General features: G+C 65.6%; 21 protein-coding genes. 9 read left to right on the top strand and 12 right to left on the bottom strand.

The annotated features are described in order from the left end of the window. Nucleotides 1-16 precede the first annotated feature (16 nt). The gene (locus CHB65_RS05055; RefSeq protein WP_089383965.1) at nt 17-385 is read right to left on the bottom strand and encodes a hypothetical protein; all 369 of its coding nucleotides are present in this window, start codon (nt 383-385) and stop codon (nt 17-19) included. A gap of 110 nt (nt 386-495) precedes the next feature. Further along, nucleotides 496-2,490, bottom strand: a complete 1,995-nt coding sequence (locus CHB65_RS05060) for a PAS domain S-box protein (protein WP_089383966.1) — start codon at nt 2,488-2,490, stop codon at nt 496-498. A gap of 175 nt (nt 2,491-2,665) precedes the next feature. Between CHB65_RS05060 and nth the strand changes: the two genes are divergently transcribed. Beyond that, complete coding sequence (gene nth, locus CHB65_RS05065) at nt 2,666-3,349, top strand: endonuclease III (RefSeq protein WP_089383967.1); 684 nt, start codon at nt 2,666-2,668, stop codon at nt 3,347-3,349. 27 nt (nt 3,350-3,376) lie between these two features. On the opposite strand, the gene CHB65_RS05070 is transcribed toward nth, so the two are convergent. Next, nucleotides 3,377-4,351, bottom strand: a complete 975-nt coding sequence (locus tag CHB65_RS05070; RefSeq protein WP_089383968.1) for a C-terminal binding protein — start codon at nt 4,349-4,351, stop codon at nt 3,377-3,379. Nucleotides 4,352-4,478: 127 nt separating this feature from the next. On the opposite strand from CHB65_RS05070, the gene CHB65_RS05075 reads away from it, so the two are divergent. Then, a complete protein-coding gene (locus CHB65_RS05075; protein WP_449404556.1) occupies nt 4,479-4,808 on the top strand; it encodes a DUF7536 family protein in 330 nt (109 codons plus the stop codon). Nucleotides 4,809-4,927: 119 nt separating this feature from the next. Here the strand turns inward: CHB65_RS05075 and CHB65_RS05080 are convergent, their stop codons facing one another. After that, nucleotides 4,928-5,209 (bottom strand): MarR family transcriptional regulator, encoded by a 282-nt coding sequence (locus CHB65_RS05080; RefSeq protein ID WP_089383969.1) that lies wholly within the window; start codon nt 5,207-5,209, stop codon nt 4,928-4,930. A 286-nt stretch (nt 5,210-5,495) separates the two neighbouring features. Between CHB65_RS05080 and CHB65_RS05085 the strand changes: the two genes are divergently transcribed. The 3 genes from CHB65_RS05085 to CHB65_RS05095 all read left to right on the top strand — a co-directional run bounded on the left by CHB65_RS05085 (nt 5,496) and on the right by CHB65_RS05095 (nt 8,904). Further along, nucleotides 5,496-5,798 carry an EMC6-like membrane protein gene (locus tag CHB65_RS05085; RefSeq protein ID WP_089383970.1) on the top strand — a complete coding sequence of 101 codons (303 nt, stop codon included), beginning with the start codon at nt 5,496-5,498 and terminating at the stop codon, nt 5,796-5,798. After that, a complete protein-coding gene (locus CHB65_RS05090) occupies nt 5,799-7,622 on the top strand; it encodes a ribosome biogenesis/translation initiation ATPase RLI (protein ID WP_089383971.1) in 1,824 nt (607 codons plus the stop codon). 82 nt (nt 7,623-7,704) lie between these two features. Next, a complete protein-coding gene (locus tag CHB65_RS05095) occupies nt 7,705-8,904 on the top strand; it encodes an acyl-CoA dehydrogenase family protein (RefSeq protein ID WP_089383972.1) in 1,200 nt (399 codons plus the stop codon). Nucleotides 8,905-8,911: 7 nt separating this feature from the next. Here CHB65_RS05095 and CHB65_RS05100 read toward each other — a convergent pair whose 3' ends face one another. From CHB65_RS05100 to CHB65_RS05125, 6 genes are all read right to left on the bottom strand, one after another. Continuing rightward, nucleotides 8,912-11,539 carry a heavy metal translocating P-type ATPase gene (locus tag CHB65_RS05100; protein WP_089383973.1) on the bottom strand — a complete coding sequence of 876 codons (2,628 nt, stop codon included), beginning with the start codon at nt 11,537-11,539 and terminating at the stop codon, nt 8,912-8,914. A 72-nt stretch (nt 11,540-11,611) separates the two neighbouring features. Next, nucleotides 11,612-12,472, bottom strand: coding sequence for a sulfite exporter TauE/SafE family protein (locus CHB65_RS05105; protein WP_089383974.1), 861 nt, complete (start codon nt 12,470-12,472; stop codon nt 11,612-11,614). 6 nt (nt 12,473-12,478) lie between these two features. Then, entirely contained in the window at nt 12,479-12,946 is a 468-nt protein-coding gene (locus CHB65_RS05110; protein ID WP_143420345.1) for a hypothetical protein, read from the bottom strand. 195 nt (nt 12,947-13,141) lie between these two features. After that, complete coding sequence (locus tag CHB65_RS05115; protein ID WP_089383976.1) at nt 13,142-14,140, bottom strand: segregation and condensation protein A; 999 nt, start codon at nt 14,138-14,140, stop codon at nt 13,142-13,144. Continuing rightward, entirely contained in the window at nt 14,133-17,717 is a 3,585-nt protein-coding gene (gene smc / locus CHB65_RS05120; RefSeq protein ID WP_089383977.1) for a chromosome segregation protein SMC, read from the bottom strand. The genes CHB65_RS05115 and smc overlap by 8 nt, the downstream gene beginning before the upstream one ends. A 27-nt stretch (nt 17,718-17,744) precedes the next feature. Further along, complete coding sequence (locus CHB65_RS05125; protein WP_089383978.1) at nt 17,745-18,179, bottom strand: DUF7518 family protein; 435 nt, start codon at nt 18,177-18,179, stop codon at nt 17,745-17,747. 201 nt (nt 18,180-18,380) lie between these two features. On the opposite strand from CHB65_RS05125, the gene CHB65_RS05130 reads away from it, so the two are divergent. The 3 genes from CHB65_RS05130 (at nt 18,381) to ftsZ (ending at nt 20,591) form a co-directional block, all read left to right on the top strand. After that, nucleotides 18,381-18,983 carry a double zinc ribbon domain-containing protein gene (locus CHB65_RS05130; protein WP_089383979.1) on the top strand — a complete coding sequence of 201 codons (603 nt, stop codon included), beginning with the start codon at nt 18,381-18,383 and terminating at the stop codon, nt 18,981-18,983. Between the two features lie 215 nt (nt 18,984-19,198). Then, complete coding sequence (locus tag CHB65_RS05135) at nt 19,199-19,378, top strand: ribbon-helix-helix domain-containing protein (RefSeq protein ID WP_089383980.1); 180 nt, start codon at nt 19,199-19,201, stop codon at nt 19,376-19,378. Between the two features lie 4 nt (nt 19,379-19,382). Continuing rightward, complete coding sequence (ftsZ, locus tag CHB65_RS05140; RefSeq protein ID WP_089383981.1) at nt 19,383-20,591, top strand: cell division protein FtsZ; 1,209 nt, start codon at nt 19,383-19,385, stop codon at nt 20,589-20,591. 74 nt (nt 20,592-20,665) lie between these two features. On the opposite strand, the gene ncsA is transcribed toward ftsZ, so the two are convergent. Then, nucleotides 20,666-21,640, bottom strand: coding sequence for a tRNA 2-thiolation protein NcsA (gene ncsA, locus CHB65_RS05145; protein WP_089383982.1), 975 nt, complete (start codon nt 21,638-21,640; stop codon nt 20,666-20,668). A 62-nt stretch (nt 21,641-21,702) separates the two neighbouring features. Further along, nucleotides 21,703-22,425 (bottom strand): alpha/beta fold hydrolase domain-containing protein, encoded by a 723-nt coding sequence (locus CHB65_RS05150; RefSeq protein WP_089383983.1) that lies wholly within the window; start codon nt 22,423-22,425, stop codon nt 21,703-21,705. A gap of 153 nt (nt 22,426-22,578) precedes the next feature. Here CHB65_RS05150 and CHB65_RS05155 point away from each other — a divergent pair, with 153 nt between their 5' ends. Continuing rightward, a complete protein-coding gene (locus CHB65_RS05155; protein WP_089384054.1) occupies nt 22,579-23,097 on the top strand; it encodes a DUF4442 domain-containing protein in 519 nt (172 codons plus the stop codon). Nucleotides 23,098-23,107: the final 10 nt, after the last annotated feature.

Here is a 23,107-nt window from a genome sequence, read left to right on the forward strand (position 1 = left end):
CGCCCGCGCTTGTCGATCAGGTGACGACCCACATCGCGTAGACGTTGTTCGCGGTGAGAAACAGTCCGACGAGAGTGAGCAGTATCGGCGGAAAATAATACAGCAGGGCGTCGCCGTCGCGCGCGCCCACGACGCTGATCCAGACCATGATGCAGTAGACGACGACCTTCAGCGCGACTAGGCCAGCGAATCCGAAGGCGTCGATGGCGGCCACCACGATAGGGTTCGCCTCGTCCATCTCGGGAACGTAGGTGAGGAAGGCGATGGTGGAGACGATGTCGCCGACGCCGTAGGTCGTCGTCGCGGCGATCCAGAGGGCGTAGAACTCGCGTGGCCGCCGACGATAGGCCGGCCGGCGTCGGGAACGATCACGGGAGCGGGACACGACGGAGCCAGTCGGTCGCGCGTACTGAATCTACCGGTCTCGGTTCCGACGTTTGCGGGCGAGTTGACGACGATGGACCACGTGTGACGAGCCTGAATCTTGTGGATCGATCACGCGGGCCCGACATCCCGGATCTCGAACCGTGCGCCGCCGTCCGTTCCGGCCGTGACGCGAACCGTCCATCCGTGGGCGTCACATACTCGTTTGACGATCCCCAGCCCCAGCCCGGTTCCGTCCGGATTCGTCGAGTAGCCCGCCTCGAACACACGCTCCCGATCGGCCTCCGGAATTCCCGGCCCGGTGTCTTCGATGTAGAACCCGTCATCCAGTTCACCGACCGTCACCGTCACCGCCTCGTCTCCGTGTTCGATCGCGTTCCGGAACAGGTTCTCGAACAGCTGTGTGACCCGGGTACGTTCCGCCTCCACCGATGTGTCCGTCTCGATCCGGAAACCGCTTTCTCCCGTTTCGACGTTCCGCCAGGCCTCCCGTGCCAACGTCGCGAGCGACAGCCGTTCCGTTTCGATGGCGTCGTCGGTTCGAGCCAGTTCGAGGAGGTCCTCGATCAACCGCTCCATCCGCTCGAGGGCGTCTACCACCACCGCTAGATGCTCGGGGTCGGCATCGTCATCGTCAATAGCGAGTCTGACGCGTCCCTGTGCGACGTTGAGCGGATTTCGAAGGTCGTGTGAGAGAACCCTGTTTACCTCCTCCAGACGCGTCTTTTCGCGCTCGATCGCCTTCCGTCGGCTGATATCGACGTACATCGCGAGGGTGCCGTCGAGCTCCCCGTCCGCCATCCGCCGCGGCACGGCACGCAACAGCGTTTCGACGCGCTCCCCCTCCGTGGTGAGTAGTTCCCGATCCGCGCTGACCAACTTCCCGGACAACGCCCGGCTATACCCGTCCTCCAGGAGTTTCCGTGCCGATTCGTTCGTGTAGAACGACGCCAGTTTTCGATCGAGCACCTCGTTCTTTCGATAGCCTAACCGATCGGCGAACCGCTGGTTGCAGTCGTCGACGATCGGTTCGCCGTCGACCGTCCGTGTCAGCACCATCATGATCGGTGCCTCCTCGAACAGGTAGCGATACTGTGCCTCCAACTCCGCGGTCTGCCGCTCCAACTCCTGCTCGTACTCCTTCCGCTCCGAGATGTCCCGCATCACCGCGAGGATGCCGTCGACCGGCTCTCGACCGATGAAGTTCTGTGCCCGGCTTTCGACCCAGTGCCATTCCCCGTTTACGTCCTCGGCCCTGAGCTCTATCTTGTCGATCTCCTCGGGGGCCGCGATCACCCGTTCGAAATGATCGATTACCCGCGACCTGTCCTCCGGGTGGATCTGTTCAAATGGCGTTTCCCCGACGAGGCTACGTGGTTCCCAGTCGAAAAGCGGTGACGGCGGGCTCTGGTAGTCGACCGTCCCGTCCTCATCGAGGACGACGATGAGATCAGGCGAGTATTCCAACATCGCCTCGTACCGGTGTAGCTCACGCTCCCGCTCCTTCCGATCGGTGATATCCTGTATCGCCCCGCGGATCGCGTGAATCTCGCCGCCTTCATACACCGGTTCGCCGGACGTTCGTACCCATCGATGCCGCCCATCGGCGGTGATCAATCGGAGCTCCTCCTCGTAGGGCTCGCCCGACTCGATACATCGGGCCGTCGCCCGTTCGATCCTCTCACGGTCGTCGGGGTGATAGAACTCGACGCCCGCCTCGAGGGTCGGCTCGAACGGCTCATCCGGGTCCAGGCCGTGAATGGCGTACGTTCCTCGCGTCCAGCGCTGCTCGCCGGTCTCGACGTCTACCTCCCAGCCGCCCACCCGGGCCAGCCGTTCGGTCTGTCGGAGCAGTTCGTCGTCGCCGGTTTCCCCCGTCTCGGACGGCTCCGCGGTCGTGCCGGCCCCGCATCCCTCTCTCCGCGCTCGCTCGCTCGCCGGGACGACTCCATCGGGTGGATCGGCGTCGATACTCGACGCCACCTCCTCCGGATCGCTCGCTGTCTCCACCACGAACCGCTCGTCCCCGTCTTCGAGCTGCTGTCGTAGCAGGTCGGCGACCGCTGGATCGTCACCGAGGTAGAGCACCCGGACCGTATCGCCCATCTATCCGTATATCGGGTTACGTCGTAAAAAACCGACTGATAACCGATACGCGCCGACCGAGGGTCGTTTCGTCCTCTTCGGCTCCGTTCTTTTCCGATCCAGACCTTTCCGATCTGCTCCTTTCCGATCCGGACCTTTCCGATCCGTTCAATGTCCGCCGACTGGAGGGATCGGTATGGGCACGCCGCTTTCACCCCGGGACGTACAGGTCGAGGAGGTCCTCGATCGGCTGTATGAGGAGTACCCCGACTCGACCATCTCGCTTCGCTACTCGAACCGGCTGGAGCTTCTGATCGCGGTGATCCTCTCGGCACAGTGTACCGATGAGCGGGTCAACACGGTGTGTGCGGACCTCTTCGAGACCTACCGTACGCCCGAGGAGTATGCGAACGCGCCACAGGAGGAGCTCGCGGAGGCCATCAGCTCGATCACCTACTACAACAACAAAGCGAAGTACATCCGATCGGCCTGTGCGGATATCGCGGAGAAACACGACGGCGAGGTGCCCGATACGATGTCCGAACTCACCGACCTCGCCGGCGTCGGCCGCAAGACCGCGAACGTCGTCCTCCAGCACGGCCACGACATCGTGGAGGGAATCGTCGTCGACACCCACGTCCAGCGGATCTCCCGCCGACTGGGTATCACCGAGGAGGAACGGCCGGGGACGATCGAACGCGACCTTCTCGGGATCGTCCCCGAGGAGCACTGGCAGCAGTTCACGCACCTCTTCATCGATCACGGTCGCGCGACGTGTACCGCGATCAACCCCGACTGTGCGGACTGCGTGCTCGCGGATATCTGTCCCTCGGAGAAGGGCGACTCGACGGTCGATCTCGCGAGCGGGGACACCTGGTAAGGCTCGGTCCTCCGCTGCGGACCCGTCCTACAGCCAGCCGGCGTCGGGATCGACACGACCGGCCGGCACTTCGCCGTTCAACACCGCCGCCACGTCGTCGGCGGCACGGGTGTTCACCTCCTCGTAGGCGTCCTCGCTGTACCACGCGGCGTGTGGCGTGATCACGGTGTCGGGTCGTCCGACGAGCGGGTCGTCCTCGGGCGGCTCCTCGGCGAGCACGTCGAGGCCGGCCGCCTTGATCGTGTCCGTCTCCAGCGCCGAGAGCAGGGCATCCGCGTCGACCACCGGTCCGCGACCCACGTTGACGAGCACGGAGTCGGATGAGAGCTTCGAGAGGGCGTCCGCATCGACCATCCCACGCGTCGACTCGGTGAGGGGTGCGTAGACGGCGACGTGGTCGGCCCGATCGAACAGTTCGTCGACCCCGACGGGCTCCACGTCGCGGTCGGTCATCACCTCGGGCTCCACGTACGGATCGTGCGCGACGAGTTCCGCGCCGAACCCGGCGAGCCGGTCGGCGGCGAGCCGGGCGATCGGTCCGAACGAAAGGAGTCCCACGGTCGCGCCCTTGAGTCTCCGGACCGGTCGGCCCACCTCCCACGACCAACCACCGTCCGCGACGTCGGCGTCGTACGGCTTCACGGACCGCAGGCAGTCGAGCAGCAGCGCGACCGAGTGGGTCGCCACCTCGTTCGTGCAGTAGTCCGGAACCCGGGTGACGGTCACGCCGTTCGCGGCGGCGGCCGCGACGTCGATGTTGTCGACGCCCACCGCCGATCGGGCGATCACTTGGAGGTCGAGCGCCTCGATCGCGTTCGCGTCGACGGCGGTGTTGATGTCGGTGACGAGCGCGGCAGCCCCCGTCGCGGCCTCGATCACCTCGTCGGTCGAATCCATGTCGGCGACGACCACCTCGACGGGACCGTCGACGCGCTCGGCGAGCCGACGGCGGTAGATCTCCGGGTCTATCATCGGGAACTCCGACAGCACGACGCGAGTCATATCCCCGGCTATGGGAAGGGCATACTTGAGTACCTTTGATACTCGGTTACGAAGCCGGAATATTTTATGATCGATCGCCCTTGTCCCGTCGAACCGTCGGTCGACGCCCTTCGACGCCTCTTTTTGCATGGCGGTAGTACCTTCAACCGTGAGCGACGAGACCTCGAGTAAGCCCCCGATGCTCGTCCTCCTCGAGTCGTTGGGCTTCTATCGAAACGTTCGCATCGGCGCCGTCGCTGGCGTGCTGCTCGCGGCGCTGCTCTATGTCGTTCGGACCTTCGAGCTGCTCGGCCCGCTCGTCGAAACACGCGAGTATCCCTTGCTCGGCCCGGAGGCATGGTTTCTCCTCCTGGCGTTCGTGTTGGCGGCGACGTTCGCGCTGCTCGTGGCGTCCGCACTCACGATCGTCGAAGCGATCCGCGGCGCGAGAAAGGTCTCGGCGGAGGACGTCCGCTAACCGAGGCGACACCGATGGCGGCCGATCCGCTGACGCCGCTGGCGACACGAGAACCGTGATCGAGTCCGTTTCATCTCATCACGCGGCGATCCCTCCACAAAACAGGGGCACGTTTGCGGTCAGTCGGCCGTACAGGACGGCTCACATTCGTCGCCGGTGAACTCCTGGGCGGGTTCGGTGAGCCGATAGAGATTCTGTCGAGCGTCGGCGAAGTAGACGTCCTCGTCGACGATGCCGATCCCCTCCAGCCGTTCGAGCGCGTACCGAACGGTCCGTGCGGACAGCATCGACTCCTGAACGATCCCCTTCTGTGTCAGTGGGCCGTTGTATTCGAGCACTTTAAATACGAGTTTGGCGCTCGGTGGGAGGTCGTCGAGACGCTCCGTTTGGGTTCCAGCCATCGGTGTGAACCGAACGCACACACGGTGATAAATGTTGATGCGGGACGGCGGATTTTCGCCGACATAGGGGCAACATGATCCGCTTCCTCGGGCAGAAAGCGGACTATATTGCCGGATGGCGGCCGATAAACTGACCAGTCAGTCAGCCGTGGCGCTCGCGCGCGGATCGATCAACTACGGTCGTCCGTGGTCACTTCCCCCACCATGGATCGGCTCCTTGCGACCGTTCGACCCGCTCCACCCCCGGAACGAACGCCTTTTTACGGGGGGTTACACACTCCTACGTATGAGCGATGATCCGAGGATAACCGGCCATACCCGGAGCGTGGTCGTCACCACGATCTGCTGTCTCGCGGGGATCGCCGCGGGCGTGGTGTCGGCGCTCTACGTCGGGACGGACCCGGCCGACGCCGGTTCGACGATAGCCGTCCTCATCATGGGCGTTTTCGTCATCGTCCAGTACCCCTTATATACCGTTATCGGCGTCGGCGACTTCGGGATCAAGGACAACCTCTACGTCACCTTCATGACGTTCACGCTGTGGTTCATCAGCTACACGATCCTTTTGACCTCCGCGGTGACGATATAAATGGCCGACGACAGCATCGCCGTCGTCGATCTGGATCGTTGTCAGCCGGATCGATGCAACTACGAGTGTGCCAACTACTGCCCGCCGAACCGGACCGGCAAGGAGTGCATCACGCAACGCGGTCCCGATGCCGTCGAGGGCGGCCCCGATCAGATCCGGATCTCCGAGGAGATCTGTCTCGGCGAGACCTGCGGGATCTGCGTCGAGAAGTGTCCCTTCGACGCCATCGAGATCATCAACCTCCCCTCCGAGTTGGAGGAGGATCCCGTCCACCGCTACGGCGAGAACGCCTTCGCGCTGTACGGGCTTCCGGTGCCGGAACCCGGCACCGTCACCGGGATCCTCGGGCCGAACGGGATCGGGAAGTCAACTGCGGTCCACGCGCTCGCCGGCGAGCGGGTTCCGAACCTCGGCGCTCACGAGATCGACGATCCGGGCTGGGAGCCGGTCCTCGATCGATTCCGTGGCACCGGCCTCCAGACCTACCTCGAAGCGCTTCAGGCCGGCGACGTCACCGTCGCCCGCAAGCCGCAGTACGTCGATCAGATCCCGAAGCAGTTCGACGGCAACACCCGCGATCTCCTCGAACGGACCGACGAGCGCGGCGTCCTCGACGACCTCATCGACCGCCTGAACATCCGGCCGGTGATGGATCAGGAGATCGGCTCCATCTCCGGCGGGGAGCTGCAGCGGGTCGCCATCGCGGCGTGTCTCGCCCGGGACGCCGACTTCTATTTCCTCGACGAGATCACCCCGTACCTCGACATCGGCCAGCGGATGGTCGCCGCCCGACTCATCCAGGAGCTCGCGACCGACGAGGGGACCGAACGGTCGATGCTCGTCGTCGAACACGACCTCGCGATCCTCGATCTGCTCACCGACGTTCTCCACGTCGCCTACGGCGAGCCCGGGGCGTACGGGGTCATCACGGATCCGAAGTCCGTCCGTGGCGGGATCAACGAGTACCTGAAGGGTTACCTCGACAACGAGAACATGCGGATCCGGCCGAGCGCGATCACCTTCGAGGAGCACGCCCCCCGCGTCACCACGAAGGGGAGCCCGCTCGTGGCGTACCCCGAACTCTCGAAGTCCTACGGCGACGGGGAGTTCGAACTCGACGTCGAGGGGGGAACGATCTACGAGTCGGAGGTCCTCGGGATCGTCGGCCCGAACGGGATCGGGAAGTCGACGCTCGCGCGGATCTTCGCGGGCTCGCTCGAACCCGACACCGGCTCGGTCGATTTCGACCTCGATATCGCGTATAAACCGCAGTACATCGAGATCGACCAGCCGATGCGCGTCGATGTCTTTCTGTCCTCCATCACCGACCGGTTCGGCTCCTCCTACTGGAACACGGAGATCGCTCAACCCCTCCAGCTCGAACGGATCATGGAGCGGGACCTCACCGACCTTTCGGGTGGCGAGCGCCAGCGGGTCGCCATCGCGGCGTGTCTCTCGAAGGACGCCGACCTCTACCTGCTCGACGAGCCCTCCGCACACCTCGACGTCGAACAGCGGGTTCGCGCGACGACGGCGATCCGCCGCTACGCGGAGAACCACGACGCGACGGTGCTCGTCATCGACCACGACATCTACATGATCGACCTCCTTGCGGACCGGCTGATGGTCTTTGACGGTGAACCCGCCGTCAGCGGGCACGCCTCCGCCCCACAGGAGATGCGCGCGGGGATGAACGACTTCCTCGCGGATCTCGACATCACCTTCCGTCGCGACGAGCGGACCGGTCGCCCGCGGATCAACAAACCCGGTTCACAGAAGGACGCCCAACAGAAGCGCGAAGGCGAGTACTACTACTCGGCGTGAGCCTGTTCATACCTCAGATTACGATCGATCGCGACCTGCATCTGTATTTTTAACCGTGATCGTTCCGTGCGGATCGGTAGCCGTGGTCAACAGAGACACCGTCCCCCTGACGGATCAGCAACGACTCGTCCGCGACTCGATCCGTGACATCTGCTCGGATTTCGATCGGGAGTACTGGCGCGAAAAGGACGAGGCGGGCGAATACCCACACGAGTTCGTCGACGAACTCGCTGCTCACGGATGGCTCGGAGTGCTCCTCCCGATGGAGTACGATGGCGCCGGTATGGGTACCGAAGAGGTCGTGGTGATCATGGAGGAGATCGCCGCCTCCGGCGGTGGCTTCAGCGCGGCACAGGCCGTCCACGGGGCCATTTATAACTCCGTTCCGCTGGTCACCTACGGGAGCGAGGAAATGAAAGCCGATCTCCTCCCGAAGGTCGCTCGCGGCGAGAAATCAATTCAGGCCTTCGGACTCACCGAGCCGAACGCGGGCTCCGACTCGACGTCCATCGAGACCAGCGCTACTCACGAGGGCGACGAGTACGTGATCGACGGACAGAAGATTTGGATCTCGCGGGTCGACGCGAGCGACTATCTCGTGCTCGTCGCCCGGACCACGCCGAAATCCGAGGTCGAGAAACACACGTTGGGGATCACGATGTTCCTCATCGACTTGGAGGACGCCTACGATCAGGGCGCCCTCGAGATCAGCCAGATCGACAAGACCGCGAGCGGCGCGGTCCACTCCTATGAGCTGTTCTTCGAGGGGCTGCGGGTCCCGGAGACGGCCGTCATCGGCGAGGTGGGGAACGGCTTTTATCAGATGCTCGACGGACTCAACGAGGAGCGGTTGGCCATCGCCGCGGAGTGTATCGGGCTCGGCGAGGTAGCGGTCGAGACCGGCGTCGCGTACGCGAACGATCGCGAGGTGTTTGGCAGGGCGATCGGCTCAAACCAGGCGATCCAGCATCCGCTCGCGGAGGCGCACGCCCGCGTGCAGGCCGCGAAAGGGATGGTCTATAACGCCGCCAGTCAAGTCGAGGAATCGAGCCGTCAGGAGATCGGTGCGTTAGCGAACATGGCGAAGTTCCTCGCGGCCGACGCGGCGTTCGCCGCCGCCGACGCGGCCGTCCAGACGCACGGCGGCTTCGGCGTCGCCCGCGAGTACGACGTCGAGCGCTACCTGCGGGAGGCGCGCCTCACCCGATTGGTCCCGATAACCCAGGAGCTTGCGTTAAACTACATCGGCGAACGCGTGCTCGATCTCCCCCGGTCGTACTAACGATCGCTTATAACAACTCCCGCGAGGAGTTCGTCACCACGAGCAGACTGGACAGCCCCATCGCGACGGCGGCGAAGAGGGGGTTTAACAGCCCCGTCACGGCGAGCGGGATGGCGATCGCGTTGTAACAGAACGCCCAGCCGATGTTCCCCTTCACGCGTCGGCCGGCCGCCCGCGACAGCTCGAAGACGGTCGCGATCGACCCGAGGTCGTCGTCGACGACGGCGACGTCCGCGGCGTCGGCGGCCATCGCCGTCCCCCCGCCGAGCGCGATCCCGAGGTCGGCGGCCGCGAGCGCGGGCGCGTCGTTCGTCCCGTCACCGACCATCACCGTCCGGCCGCGCCCTTTTAAGCGCTCCACCGTCTCGGCTTTCCCCTCCGGGGGGACACCCGCGAAGACCTCGCTCACGGCCTCGTGTTCGCGGAAAACCGTCGCCGCCCGCGCGTCGTCGCCGGTCAACACGACGACCTCGACCCCGGCGTCGGCGAGGTCGGTGAGCGTCTCCGCCCAGCCCTCGCGCAGTTCGTCGCCGACGACCACCACGCCCTCGGCGGCCCCGTCGCGGCCGAGCGCGACGGGGACCCGTCCGACGTCCCTCGCCTCGTCGACAGTGTCCCTGATCGCCTCCGGAACCGTCCAGCCCCGCTCCTCGAAGAGGTCGGGATGCCCGACGATCACCTCACGGCCGTCGACGACGCCGGAGACGCCAAGCCGGTGATCGACGAACGATTCGACGCCGTCGGCGCCAGCGTCGGTTCCGTTCGGCATGTCTTCGGTGGCCTCCTCGGCGACCGCCGCACCGCCGTCCGGTCGGGTGTTCTCGCCGCCGTCCGCAAGCGCTTGCCCGTCGTCCGCGACCGCGGCGCTCGCTCCTCCCCCTGCGGCCGCGATCGCCTGCCCGACGGGGTGTGCTGAACGCGCCTCTAAGGTCGCAGCGAGCGCGAGCAGGTCGTCGTCCACGTCGCGATCGATGAGCGTCATCTCGCCGGTCGTGAGCGTCCCGGTCTTGTCGAAGACGACCGTGTCGGCGTCGCGGATCCGCTCGAACACCGTGTCATCGAAGACGACGATGGATCGACGGAGCGCGTCGCGGACGCCCGAGGCGACCGCGAGCGGCGTCGCCAACCCGAGCGCACAGGGACAGGAGACGATGAGCACGGTGAGCGCGACGAGCATGGCCGTCCCGATACCGTTGCCGAGCGCGAGGTTGACCGCGGCGACGACGACTGCGAGGACGAGAACGAGCGGGACGAAGATCGTCGCCAACCGGTCGGCGAGCTTCTGGACGCCGTGATTGCCGCTCTGCAGGTCCCAGACCAGCTCCGCCACCCGGTCGAGACTGGAGGCGGCGTCGGGGCCGACCGCGACCGTCACCGCCCCGTCGGCGACGACGGAGCCGCCGACGACCGTCGAACCGAGATCCTTCCGCACCGGCATCGACTCGCCAGTTACCACGGATTCGTCGACCGCGGCGGTCCCGTCGACGACCTCGCCGTCGACTGGAACGCGCTCGCCCGCCCGCACGAGGACGTGATCGCCCGGTCTGAGGTCGTCGAGCGCGACGGTTTCGGGCTCTTCAAGTCGCTCAACGCTGGCGGCTTCGGTGGCTTCGGCGGCCTCGGCGGCGCCCCCGGCTTCCCCGACCCCCGCGGCCCGCGCCACCCGCCGCGCCGTGTCTACCTGCACCGCGGTGAGATCGGAGAGCAGCTCCGTCGCGCGCCGCTTGATCGACGACTCATAATGGGTCCCGACCGTGACGATCACGATGATCGCGACGGTGACGTCGTAGTAGATGGAGGGGTTATCCAGCAGGATCACCGCGAGCGTGCTGTAGAGGTACGCGCTCACCGCCGCGATGGCGACGAGGAGGTCCATGTTCGGCGAGCGTGTCTTGATACTGACGTACGCCCCCCGGAGGATCGGCTTGCCGGTGAACAGCAGGACGACGGTCGTGAGCACCCCGATGACGATGAAAAAGTAGTTCCCGCTCGCCGACGCCATCGCCTCGTTGAGGAACTCCAGCGTCCGCTCGTCATAGAACGGGAACGCGAAGTAGGTCGGGTAGATGATGACGATGTACTGTAACATCACCGCCATCCCGACGAGGACGCCCGCCGCGAGCCGCGCGGTCGCCATGTTGTCCGCCTGTCGTCGCGAGAAGGCGTCATCGCGCGGATAGGCGGTGTAGCCGAGCCCGCTCACCGCCTCCGAGAGGTCCTCGGTGGTGACGGCGTCGGGGTCGTGATCGATCCGGACGGTGTCGGTAACGTAGCTCGCGCTCGCAGCGCTCACCCCGTCCGTTCGGGTCGCGACGGTCTCGATGAACGCCTCACAGGTCGCACAGTGCATCCCCTCGACCTCGAGGAACGTCGCCTCGTGGCCGGCGGGGACGTTTGGCTCGTCGTCGGCTTCCTCGGCCCGTCCGGATCGCTTGCGCTCTCGGACCGCCGTCGCGTCGACATCGGCGTCGCCGAGCGCCTCGTGGACGTCCCGACAGCCGACACAGCAGAACCGATCGCCCGCGTCGTTGACGACGTCGACGCCGGCCACCGACAGCCCACAGAGCGTGCAACCGGGATCCGTTCCGGACCCCTCGGCGGCCCGCGGCCCGGTCGACGCGTCCGTCTCGGACATACCAGCCATTGGGGCTGCTCGTTGATGAGTCGGTCGGTCGTGGGTGGCCTTCCCCGCTCGCTCCTCGGTCGTTCAGTGCCCGTCGTGGCCGCCGCCGACTTCGAGCGGGTTCCAGAACGGCAACTCGGGGTGTGGGAGATGGATCCCGACCTCCATCAGCCCGTGGGCGAACAGGACGTAGCCGAGCACGACGAACGCGAGCCCGAGCACGCGGTGTACCCGGCGACGGTGGACGGCGTCGACGCTCTCGATCACCGTCCCGTAGAGGAAGACGGCCGGCATCGTCCCGATCCCGAGCGCCGCGAGCGCGACGCCGCCCGCGAGCGGCGAGCCGCTCGCGAACGCATAGAGGTACGCCGGATAGAGGATCGGACACGGAAGCAGCCCGTGTACCGCGCCGAGCCCGACGATCCCGGGGCCACCGGCGAGCCGATCGACGTGGCCGGTCAGCCAGCCAGTCACCCGTTCCACTCCGGGCAGGTGTACGCCGCCGGCCGCACCCCCGAGCAGATACCGAACGCCGATACCGATCACGGCCGCCCCAATGAGGAGTCCGACGGCCCCGCGGATCGTCCCGGCCGCCTCGGTGAGCGTCGCCGTCGTCACGAGGAGGACCCCGCCGAGCGCGCCGAACGCCGCGCCGATGAGGGTGTAGCTCGCCGCCCGCCCGAGGTTGAAAAGGGCGTGCTGTCGAACCTCGTAGGTCGTCAAGTGACCCCGTCTCCGGGCGGATGCGGTCGCCGTCCTCCCGCCGTCAGCCCGTCCCGGATCGCCCGTCTTCCCGCCGGCGGAACCTTCCCCACCACGGCGCATTCGTGAGGCGTAGATCGTGACGAGCGGTCCACACATCCCGATACAGTGCGCGCCGCCGAGCAGCCCGATCACGAGGAATAAGAGGACATCGACGCCGAGAAGTGAGGACGGGATGGCCATATGGAATCAGCTCCGCCTCCGGAACTCGATCGTCGCCAGCGCCGAGAGGACGACGAGCAACGCGAGTTCGCTCAGCTTCGAGACGAGTTCGAAGGTGTCGTTCGCGAGGTGATCGATGACGATCTCGACGGTCCCGGCGTCGTGGTGTCCGTGCGGTTCCCGTCCGGGCCAGAAGGCACCGTGTTCGAGGACGGTGTGCCATGCCACGTAGCCGACGAGGAAGACGAGCATGAGCGCCGCGCCGGCGACGTAGATCGGCAGCGGGTCGAAATCAAGCATCACGAGCGTGATCCCCATCAGTATCGCCATCGTCGCGAGGAGGAACGCGGCCGGCCGCGGGTCGGGAAACTGCCGGACTTGGAGCTGGAGCGCCATGTTCGGAAGCGCCCAGTAGGCGTGCAGGCCGGCGACGACGACGGCGAGGACGCCAGCGCTCCATCGAAGCGGACGCTCCGCGCGTTTGCGGTCGCTCATCCGTGATCCCCCGACGTATCGTGTCCGGCCGCCCACGACGCCCGGCGTCTACTCATTATCATTCATGTATGGGTCCAACGGATAATTGGCTTCTGGTGAGCGATTCGAACGCCCCCACACTGCGGGCAGCGTCCGGAGCCGCCCCCGGAGCCGTGTCCCCGGAGCCGCCCCCGGAGCCGACCCCGTGCCCGCCGATCAGTCCGCTATCGCTTCCGCCTCCGCGAGGGCGGCGTTCGGATCGCGTATCCACAAATCGCCGAAGAGGTCGTCCTGTTGGAGACGGACCGAGCCGCGATGGGCCATGAACAACAGCGCGAGGAACGTCATGAACGGCCGGCCGCCGGCGGCTTCGACCTCCGCGAACAGCACCTCGGCGCGTCCGTTGTCGAACTGCCGGCGAAGCGCGCCCTCGACGTCGTCGATGACGTCCTCGATGTCCTCGTCGTGGGTTCGCTCGGTCGCCTCCCCCGCGGTCGGCTCCCCGTCGCGACGGAATGCATCGCCGGCGTGATAATCGAGCGTCCGCGTCCCGCGGTCGTAGCCTGTGGGCGACTCGCTCGTGTCGTACTCCCGTGACCGTTTCCACCAGGAGTCGCGCTCGGCTTCCCGCAGCTCGCGGACCAACTCGTCGAGCGTCTCCGGCGAGCCCCGGGTGTTCTTCCGGTCGAGCCGCCGATCCATCTCGGCTTCCAACTGGTCGATCGGGTCGAATTCCGGATCCGCCGGGTCGGCCGCGTCGCCCTCCAGGGCGGCTTCCCATGGCTCCATCGCGGGCTCCTCGTCCTCGTCGTCCTCGGCGAGCAGCTCGTCGCTTTTCATCCGCAACAGGACGCTGGCATAAAAGAGCGCTCGGCCGGTCGTCCGGAGGTCCGTTCGGTCGAGCTTCGCGAGGAAGGCGTCCGTCACGTGTACGATGTCGATGTCCCACGGTTCGATCTCGCCCTCCTCGGCGAGCTGGACGAGGATCTCGACGGGTTCGACCTCGCGGTCGTCGCCGTCGCTGCCCCCACCGCTGTCGTCGTCATCGTCCGTACCCGCCGTACCGTCCGTCCCCGTGGACTCCTCGAATGGGTTCGGCGTCGAGCGGCTCGAACCGTCGCGCTCGCTCGTCAGATCGATGGTCGGGACCTCGTCGGCGCCCTCGTGGCCGTTTCTCCCTTTGCCGTCTTTGCCCTCGCCGTTCCGATCAGTCATCCGCGGTCACCTCCTCCTCGCCGTCGTCGCCGCCGAAGCGCATCCCGGTCACCGCGGAGACGTTATCGCCCTGCATCGTCACCCCGATGGCGCGGTCGGAGCGTTCGAGCAGGGCCGCCCGGTGTCCGACGACGACGAACTGGGCGTCTGCGGCCAGCTCCTCTATCATCTCGCCGACCCGCTCGGCGTTGACTGCATCGAGGAAGGCATCGATCTCATCGAGCGCGTAGAAGGGGGCGGGGTTGTGTCGCTGGATCGCGAAGATGAACGAGAGCGCGGTGAGCGACTTCTCCCCGCCGCTCATCGCGCCGAGCCGCTGGACCGGCTTGTCCGCCGGCTGTGCTTTCATCGTTAACCCCTCCTCGAAGGGATCCTCCGGGTTCTCCAACACCAACTCCCCCGTTCCCGCCGAGAGCCGGGAGAAGATCTCCCTGAAGTGGCCGTTGATCGATTCGAACGTCTCCATGAACGTCGCCTTCTTTTCGGCCTCGTAGCTCTCGATCCGCTCTTCGATCGCGTCGCGTTCGGAGACGAGCACGTCGCGGCGCTCCTCCAGCTGGTCGAGTTCCGCTTCGACCTCGTCGTACTCGTCTATCGCGAGCATATTGACCGGCTCCAACGCCTCCATAGCCGCCTCCAGCTCCCCGATCCGCGCCTCGACCGTTTCGAGGTCGGGGATCGCCTCCGGGTCGTACTCGCCGACCTGCGCCTCCAACTCGTCGATCTCCCAGGCCAACCGGTCGGCTCGCTCCGAGAGCGAGTCGATCTCGTCCTCGGCGGCGGAGACACGCGAGGCCTGCTCGTCGCGCTCGCGGGTCGCCTCCCGGATCTCCTCACGGAGCGACTCGCGCTCGGCTCTGAGCTCCGAGAGCTCCTCTTCGAGGTCGGCGATGGCCTCCCGTTTCGTCACCAGCCGTTCCTCGCGTTCCTCGATGGCCGCTTCGTGCTCTTCGATGGCCGTCTCCGCCTCGGCTTTCCGGTTCTGTGCGTTCTCGACCGTCTCGTGGAGGTCATCGACGGCGTCGGTCGCGTACTCCCGTTCGAGGGTCAACTCGTTGAGCCGGGAATCGAGCGAGTCGATCCGCGCCTCCCGCTCGTCGATCTCGGCACGGATCTCGTCGGCGCGTTCGGAGAGCTCCGGGATCTTCGAGTCGGCGAGTTCGGACTCGATCTCCGCGATCGCCGCCTCGGTTTCCTCGATGTCGTCGTCGAGCCCGTCGATGGTCCCGTCCAACTCGCTCATCTCGGCGTCGACCGATTCGCGGCGCTCGGCCATCTCCGCTAATTCTTCCTCCAACCGCTCGATCCGCGCGTTCGTCTCCGCGAGGGTTTCCTCGGCGCGCTCGACGTCGGCCTCGACGGAACGTACGCGCTCGGCGGCGTCGGCTTTCCGCTCGCGGGCGTCGTCGATCTTCGACTCCAACTCGGCGATCTCCGCCTCCAGTTCCTGTCTGTCGTCCTCCAGATCCCGTATTTCGGCGGCGATCCGATCGAGTTTGCCCCCGCCGGATTTGCTGAACGAGTAGCGCGAGCCGCCGCCGGAACCCCCCGTCATCGCGCCGGATTTCTCGACGAGGTCGCCGTCGAGCGTCACCATTCGATAGTCGCCCATGAGGTCGCGGGCGGTCCGCATGTCCTCGACGACGAGCGTCGACCCGAGCACGTACGAGAAGATCGGCTCGTACCGATCGTCGTAGTCGACGAGGTTGCGTGCGAAGTCGATGACGCCCGGCATCGACGGACACCTCGGGAGCCCCCGGTCGTCCATCTTCGTGATCGGGAGGAACGTCGCACGGCCGGCGTTCCGCCGCTTGAGGTACTCGATGCAGGTCGACCCGACCCCGTCGTCGTCGACGACGACGTTCGCGAGCCGGCCGCCGGCTGCGGTCTCACACGCTTCGGCGTACTCCGTCTCGACGGATCCGAGCTCGCCGACTGCGCCGTGAACGCCGTCGATGCCGCCGTTTTTCACCTCCGTGACCGCGCGTGGCCAGGAGCTGTCGCCCCGCTGGCTGGCGGCGGCCTCGAGGCTGGCGTATTCGTTCTGTTTCTCCCGGAGTTCGGATTCGACCTCGTCCAACCGCTCCGCACGCTCGGCCTTCTCGGCGAACAGGTCGGCGACCGCCTCCTCAATGGTCTCCTCGTTTCGCTGGGCCTTGTCCAACTCGCTTTTGAGCTCGGAGATGCGCGCTTTGATCTCCGGGATCTCCTCACGGGCGGCGTTCAGCCGCTCGCGGGTCTCGCTCTCCTCGTTCGACCGACGCCGGGCCTCATCGAGCAGCCGGTCCTTCTCGCGTTGCGCCTCGTTCCGCTCCGTTTTGAGCGATTCGAGCCGTTCTTTCCGTTCGGACAACTCGGCTTTCAGCTCATCGAATTCGGTGTCTGCCCCCTCGATCTCGGCTTCGACGTCGGCCAGCTCGCCGCGCTTCGTCGCGATTTCCGACTTCACGGAGGCTTTCTCGATCTTCACGTCCTTGATCTCCGCGTCGAGCTCCTCGATTCGCTCGTCCTTTCGGTCGATCTGTACGAAGGCGTTTCGTCGCTCGGTCTCCGCCTCCGTCGCTCGCCGCTCCGCGTCCTCGATCCGCCCCTCCAGCCGGTCGATCTCACCTTTGATCTCCTCGATCTCCGCGCGGATGGCGATCTGTTCGTCCTCCCCCTTCGTTTCGATCTCGTGGGTGAGATCGGCGAGATCCTCCTCCAACCGGGTGAGCCGTCCCTGTCTCACGTCGAGCTCTGCACGGAGCGATTCGAGGTCCCCCTCACGCTCGTCGATCTCCGTTTGCACCTCCTTTCGCGTCTCGCGTTTCTCCTCCAGCTCGGAGGCTTTCAGGTAGCCGCGCTGCGTCTCGATCTCCTCACGATGTGATCGATACTCGAGCGCCCGCTCGCGCTCCTCGGAGAGCCGATCCAGTCTATCCGCACGCTCTTCGATCCGGAGGTCGGCCTCGTCGATCCGTTCTTGAACCGTCTCCAACTCCTCGCGCGCCGCCTCCTTTTTGGCGTCGAACTCCGCGACACCGGCGATCTCGTCGATGATTCCCCGCCGCTGGTAGGCGGTCATGTTGATGATCTCGGTGACGTCACCCTGCATGACGACGTTGTAGCCCTCGGGGGTCACACCCGCCGCCGCGAGCAGGTCCTGGATGTCCGAGAGGTTCACCGAGCGACCGTTCAGGTAGTAGTAGGAGTAGTAGTTCTCCTCGGTGCGTTTCACCCGGCGTTTGATCGTGATCTCGGAGACGTCGCCGACGTTCTCGGAGCCGGCGGCGGCGACCACCTGCGCCCGATCGAGCGTGCCGTCCTCGTTCGAGAGGACGACGGTGACGGCGGCCTCGTTCGGCCCGGAGACGTCCTCGTCGCCGTCGTGACCGGGGTTGTAGATGAGATCGGTAAGCTTCTCCGCGCGGATCCCGCGGGTGCGTGCGAGCCCGAGCGCGAACAACACGCCGTCGATGATGTTCGACTTTCCGGAGCCGTTCGGCCCGGCGATGACCGTGAAATCCTCATAAAGCGGGATCCTCGTCGTCCGCCCGAAGCTTTTGAATCCGTCCAGAACGACTTCCGTGATGTGCATTGATGCTCGGGGGATGGCGTCCCGGGCCTACGCGACGATGATGTCGCTGTCGCCCGACTCGTCCGTCTCTGTACTCCCTCCTTTTTCCTCCGGCTTATCGGCTTCGGCATCGGCCGTCTCGGTCGCGTCCTCCGGCACGACCATCCCATCTTCCGTGGCGGACTGATCCTCCGTCGTCACGTCCTCCCCGCTTTCGGTTGCGTCCGGTCCTTCCCTTCGCTTTACCACGTCGACGTGGTCATCGGAGTGGGTCGTCCGTTCCGACAGCTCCGGCGGTGTCGGCTCCGTGGCGTCCGCTTCCGCCGCTCGCCGCGCGGCGGCCCGTCGTTCGGCCTCCGCATCCCGGTCCGCCTCCAGCTGTCGGACGCGCTCTTTCATCTCCACGAGCTCCTCGGTGAGCCCGTTGACTGCAGCCTGCAGTTCGGCGACCTGCCGTTCGAGGTCCTCGACCCGGTTACTCATGTTACACGTATGTCCACGCGTGTGGTATAAACTTGCGTCAGACGTCTGTATGATGTACTGACAGATGCGGGTGGCCACGGCTGCTTAGTGGGTGGCCACGTCAGCTTGGAGGGTGGTCACGTCGCCTCGCGGGTGACGACCGTCCGTCGCGCGTCGGACACGGAGGAAGATACTTATGCTACGCATCGATATCTGCACGTCATGAGCAAGATCACCTTCCGGGCGGACGACGACCTCGTCGAGCGTCTGGAAGCGTGTGACGCCTCGAAAAGCGAGGTCATGCGGAACGCGTTGCGCGCGTATCTCGACGAACGGACGCCGGATGATCCGGCGTCCGACAGCGTGGGTGGGACGACTGACAGCGTCGACGATCTCCTCGCCGATCGCATCGACGAATTGCTCGCAGAGCGGCTCGACGCCGCACTCGGCGAGCGGTTCGGCCACGGCGTTCACGGGCCCTCCCCGGCGTATACGCCGCCACACACCGGTGAGCTCACCGTAAACGTCACGCTCGACGCCCCAAACGCCGAAGAAAGCGACGCGAGCGTCTCTCATACCCCTGCCGTCGAGGCGGACGCGTCTACACGTAAGACGGCGCCGGGAGACGCGGTGCAAACGCCCGAAAACGCGTGCGGCGGATGTGGCGAAAACGTGCCGGAGGACCACGTATACTGCCCGAACTGCGGGAGCAAACAGTCCCATCGAGCCTTCTGTGAATGCGGCGATGAGGTCCGAACCGACTGGTCGTTCTGCCCCGGCTGTGGCCGTCGAACGCCCGCAGCGGACGTCCTTGGAGATCGGTAAGTGTTGAAAACGGGCGTTTCAGGCCCGTATGCGCCGTATTCACTGATTGTCTTACGCCCTCCGTTAGATTTATAACAGTTCCCCCGGTGAGTACAACTGCGTAAGACGGTCGTCTTACAGCGTCCGTCCGCCGGACGGGATGTCCCCGCCGTCGGCCGGTTTCCAGCTGTAAGACGCACTCGGCGTGTGACGTGCCGTCTTACCGGGGGAATACAATGGAGCGTGTGACACTACGGATCCCGAAACAGCAAATCGACGAGGTCGAACAGATGGTGGAAACGGGCGAATTCCCGAACCGGAGCGAGGCGATCCGGTCGGCCGTCCGCGACATGTTGAACGAACAGGACGGCGAGCGCGAGGAGCGCGGCCGCAGCCGAAGCTGGGCCAAGGTGTAGTTCGATGCAGGACATCGTTCAAGACGCCTTAGAGAACGCGGAAGCCGAAAAGCGCGAGATGGACGCCAGCATGGACGACGACGAGTTCGGGGATCCCCGGATCGTCATCGTCGGCTGTGGTGGCGCCGGCAACAACACGATCAACCGGCTGTACAACATCGGCGTCGACGGCGCGGACACCGTCGCCATCAACACCGACAAACAGCACCTGAAGATGGTCGAAGCCGACACGAAGATCCTCGTCGGCAAGTCGCTCACGGCCGGACTCGGTGCCGGCGGTGACCCGAAGATGGGCGAACGTGCCACCGAGATGGCACAGGGGACGATCAAAGACGTCCTCGGCGAGGCCGACCTCGTCTTCGTCACGGCGGGTATGGGCGGCGGGACCGGCACGGGTGCCGCCCCCGTCGTCGCGAAGATCGCCAAAGAGCAGGGCGCGATCGTCGTCGGGATGGTCTCGACGCCGTTCAACGTTGAGCGTGCGCGGACGGTGAAAGCCGAGGAGGGACTCGAAAGCCTCCGTAACGAGGCCGACTCGATCATCGTCCTCGATAACAACCGGCTGCTCGATTACGTCCCCAACCTCCCGATCGGCAAGGCGTTCTCCGTGATGGATCAGATCATCGCGGAGACGGTGAAGGGGATCTCCGAGACGATCACCCAGCCGTCGCTCATCAACTTGGACTACGCCGATATGTCCACCATCATGAACCAGGGTGGCGTCGCCGTCATGTTGGTCGGTGAGACCCAGGACAAAAACAAGACCCAGGAGGTTGTCAACGACGCGATGAACCATCCGCTTTTGGACGTCGACTATCGCGGTGCCTCCGGCGGGCTCGTTCACATCACGGGCGGTCCCGACCTCACGCTCAAAGAGGCCGAGGGCATCGCCGACAACATCACCGAACGGCTGGAGGCGAGCGCGAACGTCATCTGGGGCGCACGCATCCAGGAGGAGTACAAAGGTAAGGTCCGCGTCATGGCGATCATGACCGGGGTCCAAAGCGCACAGGTCCTCGGCCCCTCGACACAGAAGCAGGCCGACAAATCACGCGCCAGCATCAACGGCACCGGCGACGATCGCGGCGAATCGCGCGGCCGAGCCGCCGACACGCACACATCACGTAACGCGGGCAACCAGCGCGCCGCGTGGGAGTCGGACGGCGGAACCGACGCCGTCGAACGGAAAAACGGGCTCGACGTCATCCGCTAGCGGATCGACATCCCGAACCCTCGGACTCGTTTCTTTTTCAACCACGCACGACGCGTACCCATGGAGCCGTCAGTCTAGGCCGCTTCGATCGCCGCGAGCAGCCGACACTTCCGACAGACGTCCCGGCTCGTCTTCGAGCCACAGCGCTCACACGTGCTCAACCCGGGACCGTCGCCGTCGTCGCGGTAGCGGTCGGCGGCGAGCGCGGACAGCTCTTCATACCCGGCCATGATCGAGTGTCGCGTGCCGGGATGGTTCTCCTCTAGGTCGTGAATGAGCGACTGAATCTCGCCGCGATACGCCTCGGCGGCGTGTGGACATTCGGCCATGTGAACCGGCAGGTCGCGGACGTGACAGTAGAGGGCGACCTCCTTTTCGGGGACGTCGCGAAGCGGTTTCGCGCGCGGGACGAACGCGTCGGTTCCCGCCCCGTCGCGCTCATCGAACGGCCCGAGCGAGGCGTCGAAGTGTTTCGCCACCTGCTTCACGTCGCCTTCGAGGATATTCATCAGCGCCGTCTGCGCCTCGTCATCGAGGTTGTGACCGGTGAGCAGTTTGTCCGCGTCGAAGGATTCGGCGTAGCGTTCGAGCACGTCACGCCGGAAGACCCCACAGTAGGCACACGGGGCCATGTTCTCGGGGTCCTCGCGGGCGACGTCGTCCATTCGGACGTCGAACTCCTCCTCGTAGGTGACGACCTCGTGGCGTATGGAGAGATCCGCGGCGAGGTCGACGCAGGCGTCGAGGCTGGCGTCTCGGTAGCCGTCGATCCCCTCGTGGATCGTGAGCGCGAGCATCTCGACGCGCGGGTCCTTCCCGAAGACGTCATCGAGGATGTGTGTCAACGCGACGCTGTCTTTCCCACCAGAGAGCCCGATGACCCAGCGGTCCGGATCCTCGGGCGTCGCGTCCGGGTCGAGCAGGCCGTCCTCGCGAACGCGGCGTTTCACACGCCGTTCGACCGATCGGCAGAGATGCTCGCCACAGAGGTGTGCGCCCGAGTAGGCGGCGTGATGGATCGCCTCGGCGCCGCACGTGTCACACTCCATCGTCGCGAGGTAGCGCTCGCGTGGGCATACCGGTTGCGATATGGGGAACCCCTCGATTTCGTTCACCCGAGGGCGTCGGGACCTTCACGGACGGCGGCCCGGAGCGTTTTCCGGTGCTCCGTCCGCGAGCGTGAGGAAAAGAGTTCGTGGCCGCCGTCGTAGAGGATCGTTCGGTCGGCGGCGATCCGATCGCCAACCCGACGTGGGTCGACGACGGGGTCGGTGAGCGTACAGAAGGCCACGGCCGTGGGGTCGGGATCGATGGCCGCCAGTCCGACGTGTGCCCGACCGGCCTCCCTGAGAAACGTCGGCGCGGCCGCATCCGGCCCTTCGCGAAGCTGTCGGTCGGTCGCGAGTTCGCCGATCGCCGCCCGCTTCTCCTCACGGGTCCCGCCGGTCGGGACGATCGGACGGGAAATTGGGAGCCGCTGGACGAGCGAGAGGAGCGGGCCCGTCGTCTCCGGGGCGAACCCCCACCACGGGCTGAGATACGTCCGTGTCGTCGGTTCCGGTGCAGGATCGCGAAGGTACGCGCCGATCAGCCCGCCCGTTGAGTGCCCAATAAACCGATACGTCCCGAGCGTCTCGGCGAGTTCCCGCACCGGATCCAGGTACTCCCGCTCGAAGGACGTCACGACGTCGGGGATCTCGACCGCGTGGACGAACGAATCTGCCGCGAGCGTCTCCACCAGCCAGCGGACGTTCTCGTGCTGCAACCGATTGCCCCATCCGATGACACAGAGAAGGTTCGGATCGGTCGGGTCGCCGACGGTTTCGGTTCGCATGTCCCGTTCACGGCCGGTTGTCACTTAAGAACGCGTGTGGACCGGCGGTCTCACCGCCCCGGTGTCGCGCTCGCGTACGCCAGACTGAAACAACACACTGCACGTTGTCGCCGGTTTCGATATCGGTTTGTCGACGGGAGCCGGGGTTCGACCGTGACTGATTCGCCGACCGGGATCGACCGTGACCCCGATCCGCGCCCGCTTCGAGAGAACCCACCACCGGAGAGCCGACGGACTCGCCTCTGGCGGCTCGCATACAACCTCTTTCCGGCGTATCGGGGGACCGGCGCGCGGATCGAACACATCGGCCGGGACTGGCGGTACGTCCGCACCCGTGTCCCGTACAACTGGCGCACCCGAAATCTGGTCGGTGCGATCTTCGGCGGCAGCCTCTACGGGGCGGTCGATCCCGTCTACATGACCCTGCTTCAGCGGAACCTCGACGACAGCTTCACCGTCTGGGATAAGTCGGCGGCGATCGAGTTCATCAGACCCGGCCGGGGGACGCTCTATGCCGAGTTCGAGGTCGACGAGGCCGAGCTGACGACGATACGCGGGACGCTCTCGCCGGACGAATCCATCGACCGCGAGTACCTCGTTTCGCTCGTCGACGACGACGGGGTCGTTCACGCCGCCTGTCGGAAGACGGTGTACATCAAACGGGAGCCGTGATGTCTGGACC

The organism is Halorubrum vacuolatum (genome assembly GCF_900188065.1).
GTDB lineage: Archaea > Halobacteriota > Halobacteria > Halobacteriales > Haloferacaceae > Halorubrum > Halorubrum vacuolatum.